The sequence below is a fragment of the Pseudomonas sp. PGPPP1 genome, from assembly GCF_002255865.1.
Lineage (GTDB): Bacteria > Pseudomonadota > Gammaproteobacteria > Pseudomonadales > Pseudomonadaceae > Aquipseudomonas > Aquipseudomonas cremoris.
In genome coordinates, this window is sequence record NZ_NKIG01000005.1 from 193,752 (window position 1) to 218,896 (window position 25,145).

Below are 25,145 nucleotides of genomic sequence, written 5' to 3' on the forward strand. Positions count from 1 at the left end.
GGTGTCTGCATCGCAGGCAAGCCAGCTCCCACACAAATCCGGTTCCCACAGGGAGAACAAGGCCGGTTTTAGTGCTGCAGGATTTTCTCAAGGAAGTGCTGCGCGCGTTCGGAGCGGGCGCTGATGTCGCCGAAGAACTCTTCTTTCGGGCAGTCTTCGATGATCTTGCCGGCGTCCATGAAGATCACGCGGTCGGCCACTTTGCGGGCAAAGCCCATTTCGTGGGTTACGCACATCATGGTCATGCCTTCGTGAGCCAGTTGCACCATCACGTCCAGCACTTCGTTGACCATTTCCGGGTCGAGGGCGGAGGTCGGTTCGTCGAACAGCATGACGATCGGGTCCATGGCCAGCGCGCGGGCGATAGCCACACGTTGTTGCTGGCCGCCAGACAACTGGCCCGGATGCTTGTGGGCATGCGCCGACAGGCCAACGCGGTCGAGTAGTTGCAGGCCTTTCTTGGTGGCCTCTTCCTTGCTGCGGCCGAGTACCTTGATCTGTGCGATGGTCAGGTTTTCGGTGATGGTCAGGTGTGGGAACAGCTCAAAGTGCTGGAACACCATGCCCACGCGCGAGCGCAGTTTCGGCAGGTTGGTCTTCGGGTCGGCGATGGAGGTGCCGTCGACCACGATGTCGCCCTTCTGGAACGGTTCCAGCGCGTTGACGCACTTGATCAGGGTGGATTTGCCCGAGCCCGAGGGCCCGCACACCACGATCACTTCGCCTTTTTTGACATCAGTGCTGCAATCGGTCAGCACTTGGAAGTCGCCATACCACTTGTTGATGTTCTTGATAGAGATCATACGGCAAACCTTTTTTGCAGACGCTTGACCAGCAGCGAGGCGGAAAAGCTGATGATGAAGTAGACGACACCGGCAAAGATCAGGAACTCATTGGAGCGGCCGATGATGTCGCCGTTGGAGCGGGCGGAGTTGAGGAAGTCCACCAGGCCCACGGTGTAGACCAGCGAGGTGTCCTGGAACAGGATGATCGACTGTTGCAGCAGCAACGGGGTCATCTTGCGGAACGCCTGGGGCAGGATGATCAGGCGCATGGTCTGGCCATAGGTCATGCCCATCGCTTGCGCTGCGCCCATCTGGCCCTTGGGGATCGACTGCACGCCGGCCCGCACGATTTCACAGAAGTACGCGGCTTCGAACATCATGAAAGCCACGACGCAGGAAGTGAACGCACCGATCGGGGTGTCTTCGCCAGTGATCCAGCGCAGCACGAATGGCACCGCCAGGTAGAACCAGGTGATCACCAACAGCAGCGGGATCGAGCGGAAGTAGTTCACGTAGGCGCCGGCCAGGCGTGACAGCAGTTTGCTGGACGACAGGCGCATCAGCGCAAGCACGGTGCCCAACGCGATGCCGCCGACCACGCCCATGACCATCAACTGCAAGGTCATGACCATGCCGTTCCACAGGCCTGGGATTGCGGGGATGATGCCGCTGAAATCGAAGTCCATTATTTACCCCCCACGGAGATCAGGCCGGGCACCGCGACTTTCTTCTCGACCAGGCGCATGAGCAGCATCAGGCTCATGTTCAGGGTGAAGTAGATCAGCGTGGCCAGGGTGAAGGCTTCAAACAGGTTGGCCGAGAATTCGGCGGTCTGTTTGGTTTGCGCCAGCAACTCCATCAGGCCGATCAAGGACGCCACGGAGGAGTTCTTGAAGACGTTGAGGAATTCCGAGGTAAGCGGCGGAATGATGATCCGGTACGCCTGGGGCAGCAGCACGTTCCAGTAGATCTGCGGCAGCTTGAAGCCCATGGCGCGCGCGGCAGATTCCTGGCCACGTGGCAGCGCCTGGATACCCGTACGCACTTGCTCACACACACGAGCGGCGGTGAACAGGCCGAGGCACACTACGACGCTCAGGTAGGCCGACGTGGTCGGGTTGAGGTCTTGCTTGTACCAGTCCTGCAGGTTTTGCGGCAGCAGGTCGGGTATCAGGAAGTACCAGATGAACAGCTGCACGAGCAGCGGCACGTTACGAAACAGTTCCACGTAGCAGGTCGCGATGCCCGATACGATGCGGTTTGGCACAGTGCGCATGACCCCCAGAATGGAGCCCAGCAGCAAGGCGATAATCCATGCCACGACAGCGATGGCGATGGTCCAGCCCAAGCCAGCGATGTACCAGTCGAGATAGGTCTCGCTGCCAACGCCGGTGGACTTGAAGAACACGCCCCAGTCCCAGTTGTAATTCATTAGGGTCTCCCCTCGAGATCGATCAATGTACAAGCACCCGCTTGGGGAAAATCCATTCCCGCCTGGCGGTGAACGCCAGGCACACAAGATCGGCTCGAAAACCGCCAGGTCGAGTGTTCCAAAATAAAACCAGCAGGTAGTAACAGACGCCTGAGGGAGGGTTGGCTCCCTCAGGAGATAAGCTTAGTCAGGTATCAGATTTTTACGTCAGGCGCTGGCTTGTCGCTTGGGTTTGCGATCAGCTCCTTCACCTTCTCGCTCATCGGGAAGTTCAGGTTCAGGCCTTTTGGTGGAATCGGGCTCTCGAACCACTTGCTGTAGATCTTGTTGATCTCACCGGATTTGTACAGGCCAACGATGGCGTCATCGACAGCTTTCTTGAACGCAGGGTCGTCTTTACGAACCATGCATGCGTAGGCTTCGAAGGACTGCGGAGTACCGGTGATAACCCAGTCATCCGGCTTCTTGGCCTTGGCTTCTTCACCGGCCAGTAGGGCGTCGTCCATCATGAAGGCGACGGCACGGCCGCTTTCCAGCATCTGGAAGGATTCGCCGTGGTCTTTGGCGGAGATGACGTTCATGCCCATTTGCTTGTCGGCGTTCATCGCTTTGATGATGCGCTCGGACGTGGTGCCAGCGGTGGTCACAACGTTCTTGCCTTTGAGATCGGCAAAATCAGCGTAGGACGGCTTGCCATCCTTGTCTTTCTTGACCAGCAGACGGGTGCCGATCTCGAAGATGTTGACGGTGAAATCGACTTGCTGGGCGCGCTCGGCGTTGTTGGTGGTGGAGCCGCACTCGAGGTCCGCGGTGCCGTTCTGGATCAACGGGATACGGGTTTGCGAAGTAACGAGGTTGTATTTGACCTTGAGATCGGGTTTGTTCAGGTCTTTTTTCAGGGCTTCGACAACAGCCAGCTGAACGTCGTGGGAGTAGCCCACAGGTTTGCCCGAACCATCCGCGATGTAGGAAAACGGAATGGAGCTGTCGCGGTGCGCGAGGGTGATGGTGCCGGAGTCGTTGATTTTCTTCAGTGTGCCGGTGAGTTCGGCGGCGAAAACTGGAGTGCTGATCAGAGCAGCAGCGATAGCTGCGCCCAGGATATGGGGAACGATGCGCATCAATACTTCCTCGACATTTGTTTTTTTTATGAAGCCGGCTAAACGGCTCTCTTGTACAGCGAATGCCCGTGACGGCTCCTGAGGCGTCTCAGGCAATCGTCAGGGAGTGTAGAGCATGAGTCGTGCCAGACCAGGGATAAAAGGTTAACTACTTGATTTATATCGAGATTAAATTTGTGTGACGAGGAGTTTGTAACTTGGGAGTCCGGCAAACCGAATAGGGTTGGGAGTGGTGTTCGGAAAACCGAATGGCAGGCGGCGCAATCATCGGACGTGAAAAAGCCCCGCGAGGGTTAGCTGCGGGGCTTTTTCCAACGAAGTGATCAGAACGTATAGTCGGCCGACACCACCGCCGCACGACCATCACCCGGAACGGCCCAACCGTTGTTACGGATGCGCGTCAGGTATTCCTTGTCGAACAGGTTGTTGACGTTCAACTGCAGGTTCAACTGTTTGTTCACTTTGTAACCCAGCATCGCGCGCTGCACCGCGTAGCCGGGCGCAGTCGGTGCTCCGGCGGCGCTCACCAGATACTGCTTGGACTGCGCGGTGATGCCGTAGCCCACCTGGAAGTCGTATGGCAGGTCGTACACCGTCCAGAGGCTGGCCGCGTGTTTTGGCGTGAACGGCAGCGGTTCACCTTTCTGCGTATCGATACCGGTCGTCGCCAGGGTGTAGTCGCTGGCACTGCGCAGTACGCGGGTGTCGAGGTAGGTGTAGTTGGCGAAGACCTTCCAGCGATCGGTCAGTGCACCGCTCAGGCCCAATGCCACACCATCGGCCCGCGCTTTACCGTCCAGGGTTTGCGTGCCGCTCAGGTTGGTTGGGTCGTTATCGGCAACCTTGTAGTTGGTGCGGTCATTGCGGAAGATCGCGCCGGTGACCGACAGGGCGTTGTCGAGGAAGTCCCACTTGGTGCCGATTTCATAGCTGACGGCGGTTTCCGGGGCGACGTTGCAGTTATTGGTGGCCACACTTGAGGTTTTGGCCGGGGTGTAGCAACCGCCGTTGACGCTGGCTTGAGACGGGGTCTTGCTGTTGCCATAGGCGACGTAGAAGCTGCCGTTCTCCGCAGGTTTGTAAACCAATGCCAGGCGATAGGACGTCAGGTCATCCGCTTGGCCATAGCGGGTGCCCGGTGTTTCCACGCCGGTGGCGGAGTAGGCATTGCTGACTGAGCTGCCCGCGTTGTGCTCGTAGCGCAAGCCACCGTTGATTTCCCATTGTGGGTTCAGTTTGAGCGTGTCGAAGGCGTAGGCGGCGCGGTTGTTCAACGCACCATCGACGTGGGCTGCACGGGTGAAGTTGACGGGGCCTGACCAATAGGAATTCGGGTCACTGAAACTGACCGGCGGCGGCACTATCGTGCTGCCGTTGCTGTTGGTCAGCCATTTTCCGGTATCCGCTTCGTATTCCTCGCGGCTGATGGCGATGCCGGTCACCAGCGTATGGTCGATAAAGCCCGTGCTGAAGTGGCTGGTCACGTCCGTCTGGTTGGTGAACATCTTGTTCTGGGTATTGCGCTCGTTGCCCAGCGAGCCGCCGCTCGGCTGGAAGACGCCCGGCTTCAGGCCTGCGGCGCAAGGCGCGCCGGTAATCTGGGTGCCGCTGGCCAGGCAGCCGGCTTGCGCGCCTTCGGGGCCGGAGGCGCGCAAGTCTTGGCGCACGCGTTCAACGCGGGTGAAGTTGCGCACGGACACGGCGTCGTTGAAGTCGTGCTCAAGCTTCAGGCTGAACGCGTCCGAGGTGATTTGCTGGTCATTGATGTTGTGGTAGCCGTAGTAGTCGCTCCAGCCCACACCCGGCATGGGTTTGCCGTTGTAGATCGGGATGCCGTACTGCGGTGTGTTGTCATCTTTCTGGTGCTCATAACTGACGGTGACACGTGTCGGCGTGCCCAGGCCAAACGCGATGGAGGGTGCAATGCCCCAGCGCGAGTAATCTTCATAATCGCGCCCCGGCACATCATTACCATGGGCCATGAGGTTCAGGCGAAACGCCGTGGTGTCGTTGAGTTGCTGGTTGGAGTCCAGGGTGATGCGCTTGTAGCTGTCGGTACCGATACCGGCGCTGAGCGTGGTTTTGTCACGCAGTTCCGGGGTTTTGCTCACCAGGTTGATGGTGCCGCCGACTGCGCCCGAACCCGAATACACGGAGCTTGCACCGCTGACGACCTCGACCTGCTCCAGGTTGAACGGGTCGGTGCGGCTGTATTGCGCGCTGTCGCGAACGCCGTCAACGTAAATGTCGCCGCTGGCGGAAAACCCGCGCAGGTTGATGCTGTCGCCATAGCCACTGCCGCCTTCGCCGGCACCGAAGGTGATGCCCGGCACGGTGCTGAGCACATCGCGCAGGGTCAGCAGGTTTTGATCATGAATGACTTCCTTGGGCACGACCGTGATCGTCTGCGGCGTGTCGCGCAGGGCTTCGGTGTACTTGGGGGAAGAAGGAGCCACAGGGTTGTAGGTGCTTTGGGCCTGACCTTCGATGCTGGTCGCGCCTAGCTGGATTACCCCTGTGCCGTCATCTGCCGCAGTCTCCGCTGCATAACTGAATCCTCCTTGCGCAGCCACTGCCAAACCCACCGCCGATGCGAGCAAATGCCGCGTTGAGAGGGGGGCAGAACTGATCCCGGTAGCCATTGAGTGATCTCTTGTGAATAGAATTGATATACGGTCGTAATTGATAACCGATCTCAAATGTAATAGTTTGTAATCAAATGTTTCATGAAACTTTCGTCAGGTTTGATCATCGAGGCACACACACAAATGCACAGTGAACCGTCGGACATCGGCGAGAACCCGCGTGCCTATACACGGTGGGTAATGCACGCCGCGCAATTGGGCGACGTGGACGCCCAGGCGACCCTCGGGCAGTTGTTGCTGGACGGGCATGGCATCCAGAAAGACCACGCGTTGGCGTTGAGTTGGTTCCGCATCGCTGCACAACAGCGCCATCCGATGGCGATCAACATGATCGGCCGTTGCCTGGAAAATGGCTGGGGCAGTGACATCGACTTGCCGCAGGCGGCCCTGCATTACCGGCAGGCGGCCGGGCTGGGCCTGGATTGGGGGTTGTATAACTACGGTCAGTTGTTGACCCGTGGTCGTGGTGTGGAGAAAAACCTCTCAGCCGCCTTCACGCTGTTCGGTCAGGCCGCAGCAAAGGGCCACGCCAAGTCGATGAACCTGCTCGGGCGTTTTCATCATGAGGGCGTGGTGGTGCCCAAGGATGTGTCGCTGGCTCGACAGTGGTATCAGCGCGCGGCTGAGGCTGGGGATTTTCGTGGGCAATACAACCACGCTGCGGAGCTGGCACAACAGGGCGATGAAGCCCAGGCGTGCCTGTGGCTGGAGCGGGCACTGCTGACGGCGACACCGGGCTTTCTGCAGGCGGCTTATCCGGTGTTGCTGGGGTCTGCCTTCACGGGAATTCGAGACATGGGTTTGCGCTATCAGCAGCAGGCGCTCAACCCATGAAAAAGCCCCTGGACCTTTCGGTGCAGGGGCTTTGATTGGGCGTTGTATCAGGCCGCTTCGATCTTGCCGCGGTTGTGCTCGACCTTGGCCAGGTAGCGCTGCACGTTGTCCTGTTCTTCCGGGGTGGTGAACAGGCCCAACTTGGTACGACGCCACAGCACATCTTGGGGCTGGGTCGCCCATTCTTCAGTGCACAGGTAATCGACTTCACGGGTGTACAACCCGCCACCCAAGTGGTCGCCGAGGTCGGCCAACGACTGCACGCCTTCCAGCAAGCGCCAAGTGCGGCTGCCGTAGGTGGTAGACCAACGGCGGGCGATTTCACTCGGCACCCAGTCAAATTTGTTGCGAATGGCGTCGGCCAGGGCTTCTGGCGTGGTCATGTTTTCGCCGCCAGGCAGGCTGGCCGTGGCGGTCCAGCTTGGGCGCATCTGAGTGAAGTACGGGGCCAATTGCGCCATCGCCGACTCGGCGAGCTTGCGATAGGTGGTCAGCTTGCCGCCAAACACCGACAGAATCGGCGCTTCGCCCGTGCCGCCGGACAGTGCCAGGGTGTAGTCGCGGGTGATGGCCGACGGGTTGTCCGACTCGTCGTTGCACAGCGGGCGCACGCCGGAATAGGTGTGCACGATGTCGTCGCGGCTCAGCTGTTTCTTGAAGTGTGCGTTGACCACCTTGAGCATGTAGTCGGTTTCACCTTCGGTAATCGCCACTGCAGCCGGGTCGCCGGTGTACTCGCGGTCGGTGGTGCCGATGATGGTCAGGTGGTTCAGGTACGGAATGGTGAAGACGATGCGCTGGTCTTCGTTCTGCAGGATGTGCGCGTGGGCGCCTTCGTACAGTTTCGGCACGATCAGGTGGCTGCCCTGGATCAGGCGGATGCCGTAGGGCGAATCGAGCTTGAGGTCGTCCTTGATGAACTTGGCGACCCACGGGCCGGCGGCGTTCACCAGTGCGCGGGCACGGATCGAGAACAGGCTGCCGTCGGCACGTTCCATGTTCATTTCCCACAGGCCCTTGCTGCGATGGGCGCTGATGCAACGGGTCTGGGTGTGGATGTGTGCGCCTTTTTCGCGGGCGGCCATGGCGTTCAGTACCACGAGGCGGGCGTCATCGACCCAGCAATCGGAGTATTCGAAGCCTTTGGTGATTTCGCTTTTCAGCGGGCTCTCGGCGCCGAACTTGAGGCTTTTGGAACCGGCGAGTTTTTCGCGCTTGCCCAGGTGGTCGTACAAGAACAAGCCTGCGCGAATCATCCAGGCCGGACGCAGGTGCGGGCGGTGCGGGAGTACGAAGCGCATCTGCTTGACGATGTGCGGCGCCTTGGCCAGCAACACCTCACGTTCGGCCAGGGCTTCGCGCACCAAGCGAAATTCGTAATGTTCGAGATAGCGCAGGCCGCCGTGGATCAGCTTGCTGCTGGCAGATGAGGTGTGGCTGGCCAGGTCGTCCTTTTCGCAAAGGAATACCGACAAACCGCGCCCGGCTGCGTCTGCTGCAATGCCGACGCCATTGATCCCGCCGCCGATAACGGCCACGTCATAGACTTCGGCAAGCGGTGGAGCAGGCAAGGTGGAAGGGGTCATCGGCTGGCCTCGCGACTGTTTTTCGTCTTGGAATTCGAACATTAATGTTCATTTGCGAAAATGGTAGCTGATAAACGCGGGCACAGCCACCCGACTTCGATTGAAAAAACTCATCGAAGGGCGGGGAAAGGAAAATTTGTGAACAATTTTGTGCGGGTGGAGTTGTTATGTAGTGAGCGGGCTTGCCCCGCGCTGGGGGGCAAGCCCGCTCACTACAGGTTTACACGACTTCCAGTCGGACCTTGTGCTGATTCAAAAGCTGCACCAGCGCCGGAACTGGCTGCTGATCCGTCACCAGGCAATCCACCAGGCTGATCGGCCCCAGGCGAATCATGGCGTTGCGCCCGAATTTGCTGGAGTCCGCCGCCAGGATGACCTGGCGCGCATTGGCAATGATCGCCTGGGAGACGCGTACTTCCTGGTAATCAAAGTCCAACAGACTGCCATCTTCATCAATCCCGCTGATGCCCACCAAGGCAAAGTCCACTTTGAACTGGTTGATGAAGTCGACACTCGCCTGGCCCACCACACCGCCGTCACGCCGCACGTTACCGCCGGTCAACAGCACGTCGAAGTCGTCCTTGGCGCTGAGCATGGTGGCGACGTTGAGGTTGTTGGTGATGATTTTCAGGTGGCTGTGGTTGAGCAGCGCACGGGCGATGGACTCGGTGGTGGTACCGATATTGATGAACAGCGAGGCATGGTCGGGGATTTGCGCGGCAATGGCTTCGCCGATGCGCTGTTTCTCGTCACGCATCTGGTCGGCACGCATGGCGTACGCGGTGTTTTCGACACTGGAGTCATAGGCCGCGCCGCCGTGGTAGCGGCGCAGCAGGTTGGCGTCCGCCAGTTGGTTGATATCGCGGCGGATGGTTTGCGGGGTGACGACGAAGAGCTGCGCCATTTCCTCGATACTGACGTAGCCGCGTTCGCGGACCAGTTCGAGGATTTGTTGTTGGCGGGGAGGCAGATTCATGAGGCGTCCTTTGGGCTGCCGTACAAAAGTGGCCCATGATGACGCAGGAACCTGCTCCCTGCCAGTTACAACCCGAGGTTGGCTTATTCAGCGCCTTCGTGGGGCTCCCAGTCACGGGTGCGGCTGACCGCTTTTTGCCAGCCGGCGTAGAGCTTCTCTTTTTCGCTCTCTTCGAGTTGCGGTTCGAATTCGCGCTCGATCACGGCCTTGCCACGCAACTCGTCCAGGCTGCCCCAGAAGCCGCACGCCAGGCCCGCCAAGTAGGCGGCGCCCAATGCGGTGGTCTCGCGCATTTGCGGGCGCTCGACCTGGGTGCCGAGGATGTCGGCCTGGAATTGCATCAAGAAGTTGTTGGCCACCGCGCCGCCGTCCACGCGCAGGGCTTTGAGGCGTTCGCCGGAGTCTTGCTGCATGGCGTCGAGTACGTCACGGGTCTGGTAGGCAATCGACTCCAGGGCTGCGCGAATAATGTGATCCACGCGTACGCCACGGGTCAGGCCGAACAGTGCGCCACGGGCGTACGGGTCCCAGTACGGCGCGCCCAGGCCGGTAAACGCGGGTACCAGGTACACGCCGTTGCTGTCTTTGACTTTGCCAGCGAAGTATTCGGTGTCATGGGCATCGTTGATGATTTTCAGCTCATCACGCAGCCACTGCACGGTGGAGCCACCGTTGAACACGGCACCTTCCAGGGCGTAGGCCACTTCGCCACGTGGGCCGCAAGCGATGGTGGTGAGCATGCCGTGCTTGGATTTCACCGCTTTGTCGCCGGTGTTCATCAGCAGGAAGCAGCCGGTGCCGTAAGTATTCTTGGCTTGGCCGGCTTCGACGCACATCTGGCCGAACAGTGCGGCCTGCTGGTCACCGGCGATACCTCCGATGGCGATGCCGCTTTTGGTGCGGCCGTAGATTTCCGACGACGACTTAACTTCCGGCAACATCTCACGCGGGATGTCGAGAATCTCGAGCATCTTCGCATCCCACTCCAGGGTGTGGATGTTGAAGAGCATGGTGCGAGAGGCGTTGGTGTAGTCGGTGACGTGAGTCTTGCCGCCGGTAAACTTCCAGATCAGCCAGCTGTCGACGGTGCCGAACAGCAGTTCGCCGTTGCGCGCACGTTCGCGGCTGCCTTCGACGTTGTCGAGGATCCATTTGAGCTTGGTGCCGGAGAAGTACGGGTCGGTGACCAGGCCCGTGGTGTCGCTGATGTATTGCTCGTGGCCATCGCGCTTGAGTTGCTGGCAGATCTCAGTGCTGCGGCGGCATTGCCAGACGATAGCGTTGTAGATCGGGCGGCCGGTGACCTTGTCCCACACCACGGTGGTTTCACGTTGGTTGGTGATGCCGATGGCAGCGACCTGGTCATGGTGCAGGCCGGCTTGTGCCAGTGCTTCAACCATCACCGCACTTTGGGTGGCGAAGATTTCCATTGGGTCATGTTCTACCCAACCGGCTTGCGGGTAATGCTGGGCGAATTCACGCTGGGCGGTGCAGACCACGTTGGCGTCACGATCAAAGATGATCGCCCGGGAACTGGTGGTGCCTTGGTCGAGGGCGATGATGTAGTTCTTATTCTGAATATCGGTCATGTCGAATGCCTTGGAAAATAAGAAAATCGGTAATCAGCCTGGGCCGCGAAGAGGGCAGGTGCGTCCAGGCTGGCGCTATCAGGAAATACGGGTCTTGCCGTTGACAGCCGTGTCAGTTGTTTCAGCTATAGCAGGTGCGGCGCTCGGCAAGTGACGGGCGATCAGCCCGCGATAGGCCGCAGCACCGAGGCATGCACCAACAATCGGCGCGAAAATCGGTACAAGGAAGTAGGGAATATCGCGGCCACCAGTGAAAGCCATTTCACCCCAGCCAGCGAAAAAGGTCATCAGCTTGGGGCCGAAATCCCGCGCCGGGTTCATCGCAAAACCGGTCAAGGGCCCCATGGCGCTGCCGATTACTGCGATCAGCAAGCCGATCAGCAGGGGCGCCAGCGGGCCACGTGGCAGGCCGTTGTTGTCATCGGTGAGGGCCATGATCACGCCCATCAGGATCGCGGTGATGACCACTTCTACCAGGAACGCCTGGGCGGTGCTCAGCAGCGCATGGGGGTAGGTGGAGAACACCGACGCCAATTCCAGGCTGGCTTGGGAGCCGCGAACCATATGGTGGGTTTGTTCGTAATCGAAAAACAGGTTGCTATAGAGGGTGTACACCAGCGCTGCCGAGCAGAAGGCACCGGCAACTTGGGCAAGGATATAGAAGGGCAGTTTGCGTTTTTCGAAGTCGGCGAAAATACACAGGGCGATACTCACCGCTGGGTTGAGGTGAGCTCCGGAAATGCCGGCACTCAGGTAGATCGCCATGCTGACGCCAACCCCCCAGATAATACTGATTTCCCATAAACCAAAGCTGGCACCCGCCACCTTGAGCGCAGCGACACATCCTGTACCGAAGAAGATCAGAAGCGCAGTCCCCAGGAATTCGGCCATGCATTGACTCGAAAGCGAGGGCTGTTGAAGAGCAGTAGTCATGGAAAACCTCAGTTGTTGTTCTTGTCTGGCGCACGCCCTCAACGGAGCGTTGCGCGATTTTCACCGTGGCAAGGATCCCCATCCCGGCCGCGGCTTCCTGCTCGATTGCTGTAGGTGCATTCCTACAGTATTCGGAAACGAAAAAATATAGACAAGAATCACGGCTGTCAAAGGTCGAAAGTGAACCATTGGTCACTTTCGAACTATTGGTCTGATGAATGATCGCGCTTGTCACATTGCGCGTGCACCTTAAGAGTGGGCGCACTAGAGCGTTTTGCGCGGGCTTGGCCTAGAATTGGCCATCTGTTTGCACGCCTGGAGCCAGCATGACCCCTGCATTGGACCTGTTGAAAAAAGTTCGCGCCGAACATCGTATCCACAGTTACGAACATGACCCCAAGGCGGCGTCGTATGGCCTGGAGGCCGTGGAAAAGTTGGGGCTCGACCCGGCGCAGGTGTTCAAGACCTTGCTGGCAAGCAGTGAGAAAGGTGAGTTGCTGGTGGCGGTGGTGCCAGTCGTCGGAAGTCTGGACCTGAAGGCCCTGGCGCACGCCGCAGGAGTGAAAAAAGTAGAGATGGCTGACCCGGCGGCGGCGCAACGCTCTACTGGCTATTTGCTAGGCGGCATCAGCCCGTTGGGGCAGAAAAAGCGTTTGCGCACGTTTATCGATGAGACGGCGCAGCCTTTTGCGACGATTTTTGTGAGCGCGGGGAGAAGGGGATTGGAAGTGGAGCTGCCAGCGGCGGTGCTGGCGGAACATACCCAGGCCAAATTTGCATTGATTGGCAGGGCCTGAATCTATTTTGAAGTGTATGGAAATCTAAGTGTGGGAGCGGGCTTGCTCGCGAATACGGTGTGTCAGTCACAGATTTACTGGCTGATCCACTGCATTCGCGAGCAAGCCCGCTCCCACATTTTTGATCCGGTTTTTTCAGTGGGCTGGGCTGTAGCGCCGCACGCCCGAATCGGACTGCGGAATCTGCGCTGCCACACTGCCCGAGGCCTGGAACAACACCAGATGCTCCGCAGCCACCCGAATCCCCACGTCTGTCCCGACCTGATGGTCTGCATGGCTTGGGAAAATCGATTCCAGCTGCGCGCCAGTCGGCAATTGCAGGCGGTATAACGTCGACGCACCCAGAAACGTCTTGCCGACGATCCGTGCTTTCAACGCGCTGTCCGGCGCATAGACGATGTCGTCCGGACGCAGAAGAACATCTACGGCTCCACCGGTCGGCCAGGTGTAAGCGCGATTGCCACGCAGGTCGCCCAGCTCGGTGCTCACGGACTCAGGCGAACTCAACTGACCTCGGATGAAATAACCCTGGCCGATAAAGCTTGCGACGTAAGGCGTTTGCGGTTCGTGGTACAGGTTGTAGGGCGTGTCCCACTGCTCCAGGCGGCCTTCCTTGAACACGCCGACCTGATCACTCACCGCGAACGCTTCTTCCTGGTCGTGGGTGACCAGGATTGCACTGGTACCGCGCGCCTTGAGAATGTCGCGCACCTCGTGGCTGAGCTTGCGCCGCAGTTCACCATCAAGGTTGGAGAAGGGTTCGTCCAGCAACAGCAGTTGTGGCTCAGGCGCCAAGGCACGGGCGAGGGCGACGCGTTGTTGCTGGCCGCCGGAAAGCTCGTGCGGGAAGCGTTTACCCAGGTTCTTCAGGTTGACCAGCTCCAGCAACTCGGCCACCACGCGGTCTTTTTGCGGGTGCTTGCGAATGCCGAAGGCGATGTTGTCGGCCACGCTCAAGTGGGGAAACAGCGCGTAGTCCTGGAACACCATGCCGATACGACGTTTCTCCGGCGCGAGGGTGAAACCGGCACTGGAGATCACTTCGCCTGCCAGGCTGATTTCGCCTTCGTGTACCGGCTCAAAACCAGCAATCGCGCGCAAGGTGGTGGTCTTGCCGCACCCAGAGGAGCCCAACAGGCAGCCGATGTCGCCAGCGTTGAGGTGCAGATTGAGGTTCTGCACCACCCGTTGATCTTGATAGCCGCATGCCAGATTGCGCAGGTTCAGCAGTAATGGCTGGCTCATGCGTGGTGATACGACGGTGCAACGAGGAATTCGAGCAGCGCTTTTTGCGCGTGCAGGCGGTTCTCGGCCTGGTCCCAGGCGACCGAACGCGGGTCGTCCAGCAAGTCGAGGCTGATTTCTTCGCCACGGTGCGCCGGCAGGCAGTGCATGAACAGCACGTCCGGTGCTGCCAGATCGAGCAGGGCGCGTGTCACCTGATACGGGGCGAACAGGGCAAGGCGCTTGGCGGTTTCGTCTTCCTGGCCCATGGAGGTCCAGACGTCGGTGCTCACCAGGTGTGCACCCGTCACCGCATCACGCGGGTCACGCACCAGGGTCACGCGGTCACCGGCTTGCTCGAGGAAACGCGCATCCGGCTCGTAGCCTTCCGGGCAGGCAACGCGCAATTTGAAGTCAAACTGGATCGCCGCTTCTATATAGCTGTTGCACATGTTGTTGCCATCGCCGATCCAGGCCACGGTCTTGCCCTGGATCGAGCCACGGTGCTCAAGGAAGGTTTGCATGTCGGCCAGCAACTGGCACGGGTGCAGGTCATCGGACAGGCCGTTGATCACTGGCACGCGGGAGTTGGCGGAAAATTCGGTCACGGTGCTGTGGGCAAACGTACGGATCATCACCGCATCGAGCATGCTCGACATGACGATGGCGCTGTCGGCAATCGTCTCGCCACGGCCCAGTTGGGTGTCGCGCGACGACAGGAAGATGGCTTGGCCACCCAGTTGGATCATGCCGGCTTCGAACGACACACGGGTACGGGTCGACGACTTCTCGAAAATCATCCCGAGTACACGGTTTTTCAAAGGCTCGAACAGTACGCCGCGGTTACGCAGGTCTTTAAGCTCAATGCCTCGACGGATCACGCTGACCAGCTCTTCGGGCGTGCAATCCATCAGGGAGAGAAAGTGCCTTGCGCTCATCATTAACTACCTTTTTGCAACAGACCGCAGATACTCAAAGCCTTGTTTATTGTGACAACGGGCGAGACCTGCGGCGAAAGCCGCACGGGGCGACGAAATAGGGGAAGGCGCGATCTTATAATTAAATGTCGCGTCTTACCAATAGGGCTACGGTTTTTAAGGGTGTTCAAGAAGGGCGCGAGAGCGCTTTTGAAGACGATTTCCAGACAGCAGCGGGCCATTTGTACACTGGCGTCACGACCTTTTGCAATCTGCTGAGGCGGGCCTGAGCCAGGTTGTATCGGTTTCAACGACAGTGTGGGAGGTTTCTGAAACATTTGCTCATGCTTAGCCATGGTCCGGGCTGATGCCCCGCGATTCACGGGGCGAACGTTAGTGGTGCCTGCCCAGGTCGAGGCCCATAGTGAGCTCAAAGCCCTGATCAAGAGACTGGCCATGACCAAGACTCTCCACCACCGTGCCTGCCATCTGTGTGAAGCCATCTGCGGCCTGACCCTGGAAACCACACAAGCCGACGACGGCAGCCTGGCGATTACGTCGATCAAGGGTGATGCGCTGGATACTTTCAGCCGTGGGCATATCTGCCCCAAGGCTGTGGCGCTGCAGGATATCCAGAACGACCCGGACCGCCTGCACCAACCCATGTTGCGGGTGGGCAGCGAATGGCAGCCGATCCCGTGGGAAGACGCCTTCGCATTAGTAGCCGAACGGCTGGCGGGCATTCAGACCCGTCATGGGCAGAACGCGGTGGCGGTGTATCAGGGCAACCCCAGCGTGCACAATTATGGGCTGATGACCCACAGCAACTACTTCCTGGGCCAACTTAAGACGCGCAATCGCTTCTCTGCTACCTCGGTGGACCAGTTGCCCCATCACCTCACCAGTCATTTGATGTACGGCCATGGCTTGCTGCTGCCAATTCCGGACGTCGACCACACCGACTTCATGCTGATCCTGGGTGGCAATCCACTGGCGTCCAACGGCAGCATCATGACCGTGCCCGATGTGGAGAAGCGCCTAAAAGCCATCCAGGCGCGGGGCGGAAAAGTCGTGGTGGTCGACCCTCGGCGCAGCGAGACCGCGGCGATGGCTGACCAGCACCTGTTCGTGCGTCCCGGTGGTGATGCGGCGCTGCTGTTCGGGGTGCTCAATACGTTGTTTACCGAGCAGCTGACTCGCGACAGTCACCTGCCGGTTGAAGGCCTGGAGGACGTTCGGCGAGCCATTGCCGGGTTTACCGCCGACGCGATGAGCGCGCAGTGTGCTGTGCCCGCCAAGCAGATCCGCCAGTTGGCGCGGGACTTTGCGGCAGCCGACAAGGCCGTGTGTTACGGGCGCATGGGTGTGTCGACCCAGGCGTTTGGCACGTTGTGCCATTGGCTTGTGCAACTGATCAACCTGGTTACCGGTAATTTGGACCGTGTTGGCGGGGCGCTGTGCACTACGCCGGCAGTCGACCTGGTTGCGTCCACTGGCGGCGGGCATTTCAATCGCTGGCAGAGTCGGGTTTCCGGGCGTCCGGAATACGGTGGCGAGTTGCCTGTATCGGCGTTGGCGGAGGAAATGCTGACTGAGGGCGAAGGACAAATCCGCGCGTTGGTGACGGTGGCGGGTAATCCGGTGTTATCGACGCCGAACGGTCGGCAGTTGGAGCAGGCGCTGGATGGCTTGGAGTTCATGGTCAGCGTCGACCTGTATATCAACGAGACCACGCGTTATGCCGACCTGATCCTGCCGTCCACGTCTGCATTGGAGAACGATCACTACGACACCACTTTCAATATGTTCGCGGTGCGTAATGTCACGCGCTTCAATCGCGCGATCCTGCCCAAGCCGGAAGGCGCGCTGCATGACTGGGAGATATTCGTCGGCCTGGCCCAGGCATTTGCTGCGCAGACAGGCGCGGTGCTCAAACCGACCATGGCACCTGCGCAGATGATCGACTTTGGGTTGCGCGCCGGGCTTTACGGCGACGCGTCCGAGCATAAGCTGTCGGTGGCGATGTTGGCGGATCATCCCCATGGCGTGGACTTGGGGCCGCTCAAGGCCAACCTTGCCGCGCGCCTGAAAACCGCTGATGGCAAGGTGCAGGCTGCGCCTGCGGTAATCCTCGCCGACCTTGCGCGGTTTGGCGCACAACCGGTGCCTGTGGCTGACGAGCTACTGCTGATAGGGCGTCGGCATGTGCGCAGCAATAATTCGTGGATGCATAACTATCATCGGCTGGTGAAGGGCAAGCCACGGCACCAATTGCTGATGCATCCCGATGACCTGGCGAGCCGGCAGTTGAGTGACGGCCAGCGTGTGCGGGTGAGTTCGCGCATCGGCATGATCGAGGTGGAAGTGGTGGCCAGCCTGGACATGATGCCCGGTGTGGTCAGCCTGCCCCATGGTTGGGGGCATGGGCGCCCAGGTGTACAGATGACGATTGCCAGCGGCCAGCCCGGGGCGAGCGCCAATGACTTGACCGACGAACGGCAGTTGGACGAGTTATCGGGCAACGCTGCGCTGAATGGTGTTCCCGTTCAGGTAGCAGCGGCCTGAGCACCACGCTGGAATTTTGCGTTACAATGCGCCACCGTGCCGACCTGTGAGTCGCAAAGTTCCAGCCGAGGTGTTACCATGGATATCATCGAAACGATCAAAGAGCAGATTGCCAACAACACCATTCTGCTTTACATGAAGGGCGCACCTAACGCTCCTCAGTGCGGTTTCTCCGCGAAAGCTTCCCAGGCCATCATGGCGTGCGGCGAGAAATTCGCTTACGTGGATATCCTGCAAAACCCTGAAATCCGCGCCAACCTGCCGAAGTACGCCAACTGGCCAACCTTCCCACAACTGTGGGTGGCCGGTGAACTGGTCGGCGGTAGCGACATCATCGTTGAGATGGCGGCCGATGGCTCGCTGCAAACGCTGATCAAAGAAGCAGCGGCAAACGCGGCAGCCAAGACTGACGCTTGATCCGTCTGCAATAAAAAGCCCCGCTTCTCGAAAGAGAGCGGGGCTTTTTTATGCCTGCGTGCGCGAGCGTTATTCGCCCATCTGCGATTGCAGGTAGTTTTCCAGGCTGACTTTGTCGATCAGGCCCAATTGGGTTTCCAGCCAGTCGATGTGTTCTTCCTGGTCTTCCAGAATGTCTTCCAACAGTTCACGACTGCCGAAGTCACCCTTGGTCTCGGCGTGAGCAATGGCGGCCTTGAGGTCGCTATGGCTTTTCTGCTCGAACTTCAGGTCGCTGCTGATCATTTCCTGGGTATGTTCGCCGATGTTCAGCTTGCCCAGGTCCTGTACGTTTGGCAGGCCTTCCAGGAACAGGATGCGCTTGATCAGCGCGTCGGCGTCCTTCATGGCCTTGATGGATTCTTTGTATTCACGTTTGCCCAGCTTTTCCAGGCCCCAATCGTCGTACATGCGCGCATGCAGAAAGTACTGATTGATCGCGACCAGTTCATTGGCAAGGATTTTGTTGAGTTGCTGGATGACTGAGATGTCGCCTTTCATGACTGGGGTCCTGCCCTGTAATAGCTGTGTATAGGGCGGAGTTTGAGCGGCGAAAACCCTAGTGTCAAACCTAAGTTATTGAATAATAAATGAAAATTAATCGGAATAAGAATGTTTGTGTTCCGCGTCTTGACGCTAACTAATTGAATTGTGGGCATAAAAAAACCGGACACTAAGTCCGGTTCTTTAAAACACGCCATATTAAGCGTGTGTAAATTCTGCTGAGTAGGGGATCGCGGCCTGGGCTGTTTGCAGCTGCGTCAGGGTTTCCCGTACCACTTGCTTGGCCAGGCAAGCACATTTACCGCACTGGCTGGCAACGCCGGTGGTTTCACGCACTTCCTTGTAGCTGCAGCAACCTTCATAGATTGCTTCGCGGATTTGTCCGTCGGTGACGCCAGTACAGAGGCACACATACATAGGGGAGAACCGTCGCGGGTTTAAGGCTTAAGTGCGTTGGATCTTAATGTTAACGAGAATGATTGTCAAAGTAGAATCGTAGGGTATTCGCTGGCACCGCGCCCTCACTGACGAACGGTTTTTTCAGTGTATGATGGTCGGTCTTCACGAAGCGTGACCGCGTCACAGGGCTGTCGCTTATACACGGCAGACTTGGAAGCGGTCCTTTTACTTCAATCGTCACCCTTACATCAGGAGATACCCAATGAGCGTACTCGTCGGCAAACAAGCCCCGGATTTCGACGTACCTGCCGTTCTCGGCAATGGCGAAATCGTAGACAGCTTCAAACTGTCTGAAGCCATCAAAGGCAAATACGGCCTGGTGTTCTTTTACCCGCTGGACTTCACCTTCGTCTGCCCTTCGGAGCTGATCGCCCTGGACCACCGCATGGACGATTTCAAGGCGCGTAACGTTGAAGTGGTTGCCGTTTCCATCGACTCCCATTTCACCCACAACGCCTGGCGCAACACTGCCATCAATGATGGCGGCATCGGCAAAGTCAAATACACCATGGCTGCCGACCTGAAGCACGACATCGCCAAGGCCTACGACGTTGAGTCTGAAGGCGGCGTGGCGTTCCGTGGCGCATTCCTGATCGACGACAAAGGCGTTGTTCGCTCCCAGATCGTTAACGACCTGCCACTGGGCCGTAACATGGAAGAGCTGATCCGCCTGGTTGACGCCCTGCAATTCCACGAAGAGCACGGCGAAGTTTGCCCGGCCAACTGGAAAAAAGGCGACAAAGGCATGAACGCTTCGCCAGAAGGCGTTGCAGCTTACCTGACCGAGAACGCTGGCAAGCTGTAAGCCAGATTCGCGGTACAAAAAAACCGGCCTGAGAAGGCCGGTTTTTTTATGAGCGGGAAACGATCTCAGTCGTTGAAGTCTTCCCAGCCGCCCATGTCTTTCCAGCGGTTGACGATGCCGCAGAACAGCTCAGCCGTCTTTTCGGTGTCGTAGCGAGCCGAGTGGGCCTCACGGCCATCAAAGTCGATACCCGCCGCTTGGCAGGCCTTGGCCAGTACCGTCTGGCCATACGCCAGGCCTGCGAGGGTGGCGGTGTCGAAGCTGGAGAACGGGTGAAACGGGTTGCGTTTCATGTCCAAGCGCGCCACGGCGGCATTCAGGAAGCCCAGGTCGAAGCTGCTGTTGTGGCCCACCAGGATCGCGCGTTTGCAGCCATTGGCCTTCAACGCCTTGCGTACGCCACGGAAGATATCCGTCAGCGCCGCTTCTTCACTCACCGCCATACGCAATGGGTGATCAAGCTTGATCCCGGTGAACTCCAGCGCTGCCGCTTCGATGTTGGCACCTTCAAACGGTTCGACGCGAAAGAAGTGGGTGTGCTCCGGGAACACAAAACCCTGCTCATCCATGCCGATGGTGGTTGCGGCGATTTCCAGCAGTGCGTCGGTGGCGCAATTGAAGCCACCGGTTTCTACGTCGATGACAACCGGCAGATAGCCGCGAAACCGCTCGGCCATCGGATGGCGGGAACCGCCACCACTGTGCTCGTGTTCGTCGTCGTAATGGTCTTCACTCACTTGCTTTCCTCCAGCAGGCGCCAGCGCAGTGTTTCACCGGCGCGCAGCGGGATGACAGTCAGCTCGCCGAACGGCAGGCTGGCAGGGGCGGTCCAGTCTTCACGAACCAGGGTGATGCGGTCGGTATTCGCCGGCAGGCCGTAGAAACGCGGGCCGTTGAGGCTGGCGAAACCTTCGAGCTTGTCCAGGGCGTTACGTTGTTCGAACGCTTCAGCGTACAGCTCGATCGCCGCGTAGGCGGTGTAGCAACCGGCACAACCACATGCTGCTTCCTTGGCATGCTGGGCGTGGGGCGCCGAGTCGGTGCCGAGGAAGAACTTCGGGTTGCCACTGGTGGCAGCATCCAGCAGGGCCACCTGGTGGGTGTTGCGCTTGAGGATCGGCAGGCAATAGAAGTGCGGCCGAATCCCGCCCACCAGCATGTGGTTGCGGTTGTACAGCAGGTGATGAGCGGTGATGGTCGCGCCGACATTGGCCGAGGCCTCGGTGACGAACTGCACGGCATCGGCCGTGGTGATGTGTTCGAACACCACCTTGAGGGTCGGGAACAGCTCGACCACACGGCGCATATGCTCGTCGATGAAGATCTTCTCACGGTCGAACACGTCCACGTCGCCACGGGTGACTTCACCGTGGATCAGCAGTGGCATGCCGACTTCGGCCATGGCTTCGATGGCCGGCAGGATCTTGTCGATACTGGTCACGCCGGAATCGGAGTTGGTGGTCGCGCCCGCCGGGTACAGCTTGGCGGCGTGCACGTAGCCGCTGGCCTTGGCTTCACGAATTTCTTCGGGCTGGGTGCGGTCGGTGAGGTAGAGCACCATCAACGGTTCGAAGCGGCTGCCGGCCGGCCGCGCAGCGAGGATACGCTGGCGATAGGCGTCGGCTTCAGCGGCGTTACGCACCGGTGGTACCAGGTTAGGCATGATGATGGCGCGGCCAAACGTGCGCGCAACATCGGCCACGGTTTGGGGCAACGCAGCACCATCGCGAAGATGAATATGCCAGTCGTCGGGACGCAGCAGGGTCAGGCGGTCGGACATTGGGGATTCCAGGCGGGTCAATCTGGTGGGAATGCTACCGGAAAAGACTCTTGCAGGCACTCGCTATCAAGTTTTGCAGGATGCATCCGATAGCCTTTCGTATGCCTTATCGATGTATGACGCTTTGAAGTGTTGTAGAAACCAGTGGAGCCTCCCGTGCGCCAGCAATATCTAGCCCTGCTCAGTGTGTTCGCCAGCCTGCCTGCGATGGCCCTCACGTTCCAGACGCGTCTGGAGAATATTGAGTGGAAGGTAGAAGGTGACCAGTTCGAGTGCCGCCTGACCCAGCCGATTACCGATTTCGGCTCGGGTGAGTTCGTGCGCCGGGCCGGCGAGCAGGCAACATTTCGTCTGAAAGCCTATAGCGGCTCGCTGGGCGCCGGTTCCGCAACGCTGTTGGCCGCCGCTGCACCTTGGCAGCCAGGGCGAGGCGATATCAATCTCGGTGCGGTACGTGCGGGCAGTGGCGATGTGTTGTTCAACAGCTCCCAGGCGCAGGCAGGTCGCCTGTTCAATGGCCTGTTGGAAGGACGCAGCCCTACTGTGCGGCACTACGGACGGGAGGGCGGTTACTCGGAAATCCGCCTGTTGCCGGTCAAGTTCAACAAGGCCTACAACGACTATCAGCTGTGCACTACCAAGCTGCTGCCGATGAATTACGATCAGGTCAAGCAGACAGAGGTCGGGTTTCCAGGCGGTGGCATCGAGCTGGATGCCGCAGCCAAGAAGAAACTGTCGGTGATTCTGGCCTATATGAAAGCCGATCCCACGGTTAACCATATCGAGCTCAATGGCCACTCGGACAACAGTGGTAACCGCCTGACCAACCGCGACGTGTCACGTCGCCGCGCGCTCGCGGTGATGGATTACTTCAAGGCCAACGGTATCCAGGAATCGCAGATCACCATGCGTTTCCACGGTGAAAGCTATCCGCTGGCGCCTAATACCAATGCCGCCAATCGGGCGCGCAACCGCCGGGTCAATATTCAGCTGGAGCGGGTGGCAACCCCCGAGAAACCGGCGCCCCAGGCCGCTGCACCGAGCAACCCGGCCGCTACCTCGTAGGGTGCGACCATCGGTCGCCCGCTCGACATAATCTGTCGCTTTATCTTCATTTGCTGTCGCGCCCCTGTAATTTCACGGTTTTGGTCGGTAGAATCGACGGCTTTCCGTACAACCCCGTGGAGTGATGGCATGGCCGACGTAAACAAGGTCGTTCTCGCGTATTCCGGCGGCCTGGACACTTCGGTGATCCTCAAGTGGCTGCAGGATACTTATAACTGTGAAGTGGTGACCTTCACCGCTGACCTGGGTCAGGGCGAAGAGGTCGAACCTGCACGTGCCAAGGCGCAAGCCATGGGCGTGAAAGAGATCTACATTGACGACCTGCGCGAAGAGTTCGTCCGCGATTTCGTTTTCCCGATGTTTCGCGCCAACACTGTCTACGAAGGCGAGTACCTGCTGGGTACCTCCATCGCACGCCCGCTGATCGCCAAACGCCTGATTGAAATCGCCAACGAAACCGGCGCTGACGCTATTTCCCATGGCGCCACCGGCAAGGGTAACGACCAGGTACGTTTCGAGCTGGGCGCCTACGCCCTCAAGCCAGGTGTGAAAGTGATTGCCCCTTGGCGTGAATGGGACCTGTTGTCCCGTGAAAAGCTGATGGATTACGCTGAAAAGCACGCAATCCCGATCGAGCGTCACGGCAAGAAGAAGTCCCCGTACTCGATGGACGCCAACCTGCTGCATATCTCCTATGAAGGCGGTGTGCTGGAAGACACCTGGACCGAGCACGAAGAAGACATGTGGAAATGGACCGTCTCCCCGGAGAACGCTCCTGACAAGCCGCAGTACCTGGAACTGACCTACCGCAACGGCGACATCGTCGCGCTGGACGGCGTCGAAATGACCCCGGCCACCGTGCTGGCGACCCTGAACCGTATCGGTGGCGAACACGGCATCGGCCGCCTCGACATCGTCGAGAACCGCTACGTGGGCATGAAGTCCCGTGGCTGCTATGAAACCCCAGGTGGCACCATCATGCTGCGCGCTCACCGCGCGATCGAGTCCATCACCCTGGACCGCGAAGTGGCTCACCTCAAAGACGAGTTGATGCCCAAGTACGCCAGCCTGATCTACACCGGCTACTGGTGGAGCCCTGAGCGTCTGATGCTGCAACAGATGATCGATGCCTCCCAGGCCCACGTGAACGGCGTCGTGCGCCTGAAGCTGTACAAGGGCAACGTGATCGTGACCGGTCGCAAATCCGACGAGTCACTGTTCGACGCCAATATCGCCACCTTCGAAGAAGATGGCGGCGCCTACAACCAGGCGGACGCGGCAGGCTTTATCAAGTTGAACGCATTGCGTATGCGTATTGCTGCAAACAAAGGTCGCTCGTTGTTCTGAGTGTTTTGCCTGTTGTGAAAAATGGCCCCTGTTAAGGGGCCATTTTTTTTGCCTGTGGATTTAATGAGATGCTCATGTTTAAGTTTTTAAACGTGCGTACAGGCAATGTTTGATTGTTTTAAACGTGCGGATTTATCGGTGGGGGTATTTTGAGGCTGTGAATGAAAGTTTTACATCTGATTGGGAACTAGTCTTACAGAAAATTCACTCATGAAAGTGCGGCGGCTCTGTAAGTTGCCGAAAATTCTGTAGGAAATAAGGGTGTAAAAAAATATGTTTAATGGAACTGAAACAGCAGAATTTTTTCGGCTTGCTTGTTTGACCTCAGTGGTAAGGCAAGGGGCATTTCCTGAAAGTCGTGTGCGGCACATTTACCATTCCCCCCAAATCTCCGGCAGATTTGACTCTAAATATGTATGGCACGGGAAAGGTCTGAAAGGCTCCATAAAACTGGATACATCTAAGCTTGCAGTTTTTTGTAGGGCGTTTCCTTTATCGTTGTGGGTTGGGTCTCTGCCTGCTGTTGCTCGGGGGGGAATGCTATGCCAACTAGGAAACGACTAGGCTATTGTGCTTGCTCTAAATAATTCGAACAGCGAAATTGGACTTTCTCATGAATAAAGTGCTGATCGTGGATGATCATCCCGTCATTCGTCTTGCTGTGCGTATGCTAATGGAGCGTCATGGTTATGAGGTCGTTGCCGAGACTGATAACGGTGTCGATGCCTTGCAACTTGCGCGGGAGCATATGCCGGACATTGTCATTCTGGATATTGGAATTCCTAAACTCGATGGCCTGGAAGTTATTTGCCGGCTGTCTTCCACCAAACAGCCGACGCCATTCAAGGTGCTGGTGCTGACGTCTCAGGCCCCAGGCCATTTTTCCATGCGCTGCATGCAGGCGGGGGCAGCTGGGTACGTGTGCAAGCAGCAGGACCTGACTGAGTTATTGAGCGCGATCAAGGCGGTTCTGTCGGGCTACAGCTATTTCCCGAACCAGGCGCTCAATTCGGTGCGTTCCACAATGGGCAATGCCAGCGAGGCCGACATGGTCGAGCGTCTGTCGGGCCGGGAAATGATGGTGTTGCAGCAACTGGCCCGGGGCAAGACCAACAAGGAAATTGCAGATGGCATGTTTCTCAGCAACAAGACGGTCAGTACCTATAAAACGCGCCTGCTGCTCAAGCTCAACGCTCGCTCACTGGTGGACCTGATCGAGCTGGCTCAGCGTAACGGCCTGGTATAGCTGAGGAGTTGCAACACGTTTTAGCCTGGGCCATCGGCGAAAAAAAGCCTCCGTCAGGGAGGCTTCCGGTCGTCGACTG

General features: G+C 58.6%; 23 protein-coding genes. 8 read left to right on the plus strand and 15 right to left on the minus strand.

Annotated elements, in window-relative coordinates; all coding sequences use genetic code 11:
* Positions 1–68: 68 nt before the first annotated feature.
* The 5 genes from CFE47_RS09500 to CFE47_RS09520 all read right to left on the minus strand — a co-directional run bounded on the left by CFE47_RS09500 (position 69) and on the right by CFE47_RS09520 (position 5,980).
* Positions 69–803 (minus strand): amino acid ABC transporter ATP-binding protein, encoded by a 735-nt coding sequence (locus CFE47_RS09500; RefSeq protein WP_017137029.1) that lies wholly within the window; start codon positions 801–803, stop codon positions 69–71.
* A complete protein-coding gene (locus CFE47_RS09505; protein WP_017137030.1) occupies positions 800–1,471 on the minus strand; it encodes an amino acid ABC transporter permease in 672 nt (223 codons plus the stop codon). Before CFE47_RS09505 ends, CFE47_RS09500 begins: the two co-directional genes overlap by 4 nt.
* Entirely contained in the window at positions 1,471–2,217 is a 747-nt protein-coding gene (locus tag CFE47_RS09510) for an amino acid ABC transporter permease (RefSeq protein WP_065906793.1), read from the minus strand. Before CFE47_RS09510 ends, CFE47_RS09505 begins: the two co-directional genes overlap by 1 nt.
* A 194-nt stretch (positions 2,218–2,411) precedes the next feature.
* Entirely contained in the window at positions 2,412–3,338 is a 927-nt protein-coding gene (locus CFE47_RS09515; protein WP_090366491.1) for a glutamate/aspartate ABC transporter substrate-binding protein, read from the minus strand.
* A gap of 323 nt (positions 3,339–3,661) precedes the next feature.
* Complete coding sequence (locus CFE47_RS09520; protein WP_286836482.1) at positions 3,662–5,980, minus strand: TonB-dependent receptor; 2,319 nt, start codon at positions 5,978–5,980, stop codon at positions 3,662–3,664.
* Between the two features lie 84 nt (positions 5,981–6,064).
* Between CFE47_RS09520 and CFE47_RS09525 the strand changes: the two genes are divergently transcribed.
* Positions 6,065–6,817 carry a tetratricopeptide repeat protein gene (locus CFE47_RS09525; protein ID WP_286836484.1) on the plus strand — a complete coding sequence of 251 codons (753 nt, stop codon included), beginning with the start codon at positions 6,065–6,067 and terminating at the stop codon, positions 6,815–6,817.
* A 47-nt stretch (positions 6,818–6,864) separates the two neighbouring features.
* Here the strand turns inward: CFE47_RS09525 and glpD are convergent, their stop codons facing one another.
* From glpD to CFE47_RS09545, 4 genes are all read right to left on the minus strand, one after another.
* Positions 6,865–8,403: a glycerol-3-phosphate dehydrogenase gene (gene glpD, locus CFE47_RS09530; protein ID WP_286836510.1), complete on the minus strand. Its 1,539-nt coding sequence runs from the start codon at positions 8,401–8,403 to the stop codon at positions 6,865–6,867.
* A 220-nt stretch (positions 8,404–8,623) separates the two neighbouring features.
* Positions 8,624–9,379, minus strand: a complete 756-nt coding sequence (locus tag CFE47_RS09535) for a DeoR/GlpR family transcriptional regulator (RefSeq protein WP_176994865.1) — start codon at positions 9,377–9,379, stop codon at positions 8,624–8,626.
* Between the two features lie 83 nt (positions 9,380–9,462).
* Entirely contained in the window at positions 9,463–10,968 is a 1,506-nt protein-coding gene (glpK, locus tag CFE47_RS09540; protein ID WP_286836486.1) for a glycerol kinase GlpK, read from the minus strand.
* A gap of 78 nt (positions 10,969–11,046) precedes the next feature.
* On the minus strand, positions 11,047–11,901 hold the full coding sequence (locus CFE47_RS09545; RefSeq protein WP_185707600.1) for an MIP/aquaporin family protein: 855 nt from the start codon (positions 11,899–11,901) through the stop codon (positions 11,047–11,049).
* Positions 11,902–12,227: 326 nt separating this feature from the next.
* Here CFE47_RS09545 and ybaK point away from each other — a divergent pair, with 326 nt between their 5' ends.
* Positions 12,228–12,698, plus strand: a complete 471-nt coding sequence (ybaK, locus tag CFE47_RS09550) for a Cys-tRNA(Pro) deacylase (protein WP_286836489.1) — start codon at positions 12,228–12,230, stop codon at positions 12,696–12,698.
* 135 nt (positions 12,699–12,833) lie between these two features.
* On the opposite strand, the gene CFE47_RS09555 is transcribed toward ybaK, so the two are convergent.
* Together CFE47_RS09555 and argF are read right to left on the minus strand one after the other, a co-directional pair.
* Positions 12,834–13,943: an ABC transporter ATP-binding protein gene (locus tag CFE47_RS09555; RefSeq protein ID WP_286836491.1), complete on the minus strand. Its 1,110-nt coding sequence runs from the start codon at positions 13,941–13,943 to the stop codon at positions 12,834–12,836.
* Positions 13,940–14,860 carry an ornithine carbamoyltransferase gene (gene argF, locus CFE47_RS09560; RefSeq protein ID WP_286836493.1) on the minus strand — a complete coding sequence of 307 codons (921 nt, stop codon included), beginning with the start codon at positions 14,858–14,860 and terminating at the stop codon, positions 13,940–13,942. Before argF ends, CFE47_RS09555 begins: the two co-directional genes overlap by 4 nt.
* A 435-nt stretch (positions 14,861–15,295) precedes the next feature.
* On the opposite strand from argF, the gene CFE47_RS09565 reads away from it, so the two are divergent.
* Both CFE47_RS09565 and grxD read left to right on the plus strand, forming a co-directional pair.
* On the plus strand, positions 15,296–17,404 hold the full coding sequence (locus tag CFE47_RS09565) for a molybdopterin oxidoreductase family protein (protein WP_286836495.1): 2,109 nt from the start codon (positions 15,296–15,298) through the stop codon (positions 17,402–17,404).
* Between the two features lie 78 nt (positions 17,405–17,482).
* Positions 17,483–17,821: a Grx4 family monothiol glutaredoxin gene (gene grxD, locus CFE47_RS09570; RefSeq protein ID WP_016970749.1), complete on the plus strand. Its 339-nt coding sequence runs from the start codon at positions 17,483–17,485 to the stop codon at positions 17,819–17,821.
* A 69-nt stretch (positions 17,822–17,890) separates the two neighbouring features.
* Here grxD and bfr read toward each other — a convergent pair whose 3' ends face one another.
* The gene (gene bfr, locus CFE47_RS09575; protein WP_185707590.1) at positions 17,891–18,361 is read right to left on the minus strand and encodes a bacterioferritin; all 471 of its coding nucleotides are present in this window, start codon (positions 18,359–18,361) and stop codon (positions 17,891–17,893) included.
* Between the two features lie 201 nt (positions 18,362–18,562).
* The gene (locus CFE47_RS09580) at positions 18,563–18,781 is read right to left on the minus strand and encodes a bacterioferritin-associated ferredoxin (RefSeq protein WP_003208706.1); all 219 of its coding nucleotides are present in this window, start codon (positions 18,779–18,781) and stop codon (positions 18,563–18,565) included.
* Positions 18,782–19,025: 244 nt separating this feature from the next.
* Between CFE47_RS09580 and CFE47_RS09585 the strand changes: the two genes are divergently transcribed.
* Complete coding sequence (locus CFE47_RS09585) at positions 19,026–19,628, plus strand: peroxiredoxin (protein ID WP_185707588.1); 603 nt, start codon at positions 19,026–19,028, stop codon at positions 19,626–19,628.
* A 65-nt stretch (positions 19,629–19,693) separates the two neighbouring features.
* On the opposite strand, the gene rnt is transcribed toward CFE47_RS09585, so the two are convergent.
* Positions 19,694–20,365, minus strand: a complete 672-nt coding sequence (rnt, locus tag CFE47_RS09590; protein ID WP_010212742.1) for a ribonuclease T — start codon at positions 20,363–20,365, stop codon at positions 19,694–19,696.
* Positions 20,362–21,408, minus strand: a complete 1,047-nt coding sequence (pyrC, locus tag CFE47_RS09595) for a dihydroorotase (protein WP_032891786.1) — start codon at positions 21,406–21,408, stop codon at positions 20,362–20,364. The genes rnt and pyrC overlap by 4 nt, the downstream gene beginning before the upstream one ends.
* Before the next feature lie 156 nt (positions 21,409–21,564).
* Here pyrC and CFE47_RS09600 point away from each other — a divergent pair, with 156 nt between their 5' ends.
* From CFE47_RS09600 to CFE47_RS09610, 3 genes are all read left to right on the plus strand, one after another.
* A complete protein-coding gene (locus CFE47_RS09600) occupies positions 21,565–22,473 on the plus strand; it encodes a flagellar protein MotY (RefSeq protein ID WP_286836499.1) in 909 nt (302 codons plus the stop codon).
* A 129-nt stretch (positions 22,474–22,602) separates the two neighbouring features.
* Complete coding sequence (locus CFE47_RS09605; protein WP_038847848.1) at positions 22,603–23,820, plus strand: argininosuccinate synthase; 1,218 nt, start codon at positions 22,603–22,605, stop codon at positions 23,818–23,820.
* A gap of 613 nt (positions 23,821–24,433) precedes the next feature.
* Positions 24,434–25,066, plus strand: coding sequence for a response regulator transcription factor (locus tag CFE47_RS09610; RefSeq protein ID WP_094064811.1), 633 nt, complete (start codon positions 24,434–24,436; stop codon positions 25,064–25,066).
* The last annotated feature ends 79 nt before the right edge of the window (positions 25,067–25,145 follow it).

Bases quoted from the DNA above. Each gene is read 5' to 3' on its own strand.
- CFE47_RS09545 (WP_185707600.1), bottom strand. From the start codon at position 11,901: ATGACTACTGCTCTTCAACAGCCCTCGCTTTCGAGTCAATGCATGGCC.
- bfr (WP_185707590.1), bottom strand. From the start codon at position 18,361: ATGAAAGGCGACATCTCAGTCATCCAGCAACTCAACAAAATCCTTGCC.
- argF (WP_286836493.1), bottom strand. From the start codon at position 14,860: ATGAGCGCAAGGCACTTTCTCTCCCTGATGGATTGCACGCCCGAAGAG.
- CFE47_RS09520 (WP_286836482.1), bottom strand. From the start codon at position 5,980: ATGGCTACCGGGATCAGTTCTGCCCCCCTCTCAACGCGGCATTTGCTC.
- pyrC (WP_032891786.1), bottom strand. From the start codon at position 21,408: ATGTCCGACCGCCTGACCCTGCTGCGTCCCGACGACTGGCATATTCAT.
- glpK (WP_286836486.1), bottom strand. From the start codon at position 10,968: ATGACCGATATTCAGAATAAGAACTACATCATCGCCCTCGACCAAGGC.
- grxD (WP_016970749.1), top strand. From the start codon at position 17,483: ATGGATATCATCGAAACGATCAAAGAGCAGATTGCCAACAACACCATT.
- CFE47_RS09515 (WP_090366491.1), bottom strand. From the start codon at position 3,338: ATGCGCATCGTTCCCCATATCCTGGGCGCAGCTATCGCTGCTGCTCTG.
- ybaK (WP_286836489.1), top strand. From the start codon at position 12,228: ATGACCCCTGCATTGGACCTGTTGAAAAAAGTTCGCGCCGAACATCGT.
- CFE47_RS09525 (WP_286836484.1), top strand. From the start codon at position 6,065: ATGAAACTTTCGTCAGGTTTGATCATCGAGGCACACACACAAATGCAC.
- CFE47_RS09585 (WP_185707588.1), top strand. From the start codon at position 19,026: ATGAGCGTACTCGTCGGCAAACAAGCCCCGGATTTCGACGTACCTGCC.
- CFE47_RS09535 (WP_176994865.1), bottom strand. From the start codon at position 9,379: ATGAATCTGCCTCCCCGCCAACAACAAATCCTCGAACTGGTCCGCGAA.
- CFE47_RS09580 (WP_003208706.1), bottom strand. From the start codon at position 18,781: ATGTATGTGTGCCTCTGTACTGGCGTCACCGACGGACAAATCCGCGAA.
- CFE47_RS09555 (WP_286836491.1), bottom strand. From the start codon at position 13,943: ATGAGCCAGCCATTACTGCTGAACCTGCGCAATCTGGCATGCGGCTAT.
- CFE47_RS09565 (WP_286836495.1), top strand. From the start codon at position 15,296: ATGACCAAGACTCTCCACCACCGTGCCTGCCATCTGTGTGAAGCCATC.
- glpD (WP_286836510.1), bottom strand. From the start codon at position 8,403: ATGACCCCTTCCACCTTGCCTGCTCCACCGCTTGCCGAAGTCTATGAC.
- CFE47_RS09505 (WP_017137030.1), bottom strand. From the start codon at position 1,471: ATGGACTTCGATTTCAGCGGCATCATCCCCGCAATCCCAGGCCTGTGG.
- CFE47_RS09605 (WP_038847848.1), top strand. From the start codon at position 22,603: ATGGCCGACGTAAACAAGGTCGTTCTCGCGTATTCCGGCGGCCTGGAC.
- CFE47_RS09510 (WP_065906793.1), bottom strand. From the start codon at position 2,217: ATGAATTACAACTGGGACTGGGGCGTGTTCTTCAAGTCCACCGGCGTT.
- CFE47_RS09500 (WP_017137029.1), bottom strand. From the start codon at position 803: ATGATCTCTATCAAGAACATCAACAAGTGGTATGGCGACTTCCAAGTG.
- CFE47_RS09610 (WP_094064811.1), top strand. From the start codon at position 24,434: ATGAATAAAGTGCTGATCGTGGATGATCATCCCGTCATTCGTCTTGCT.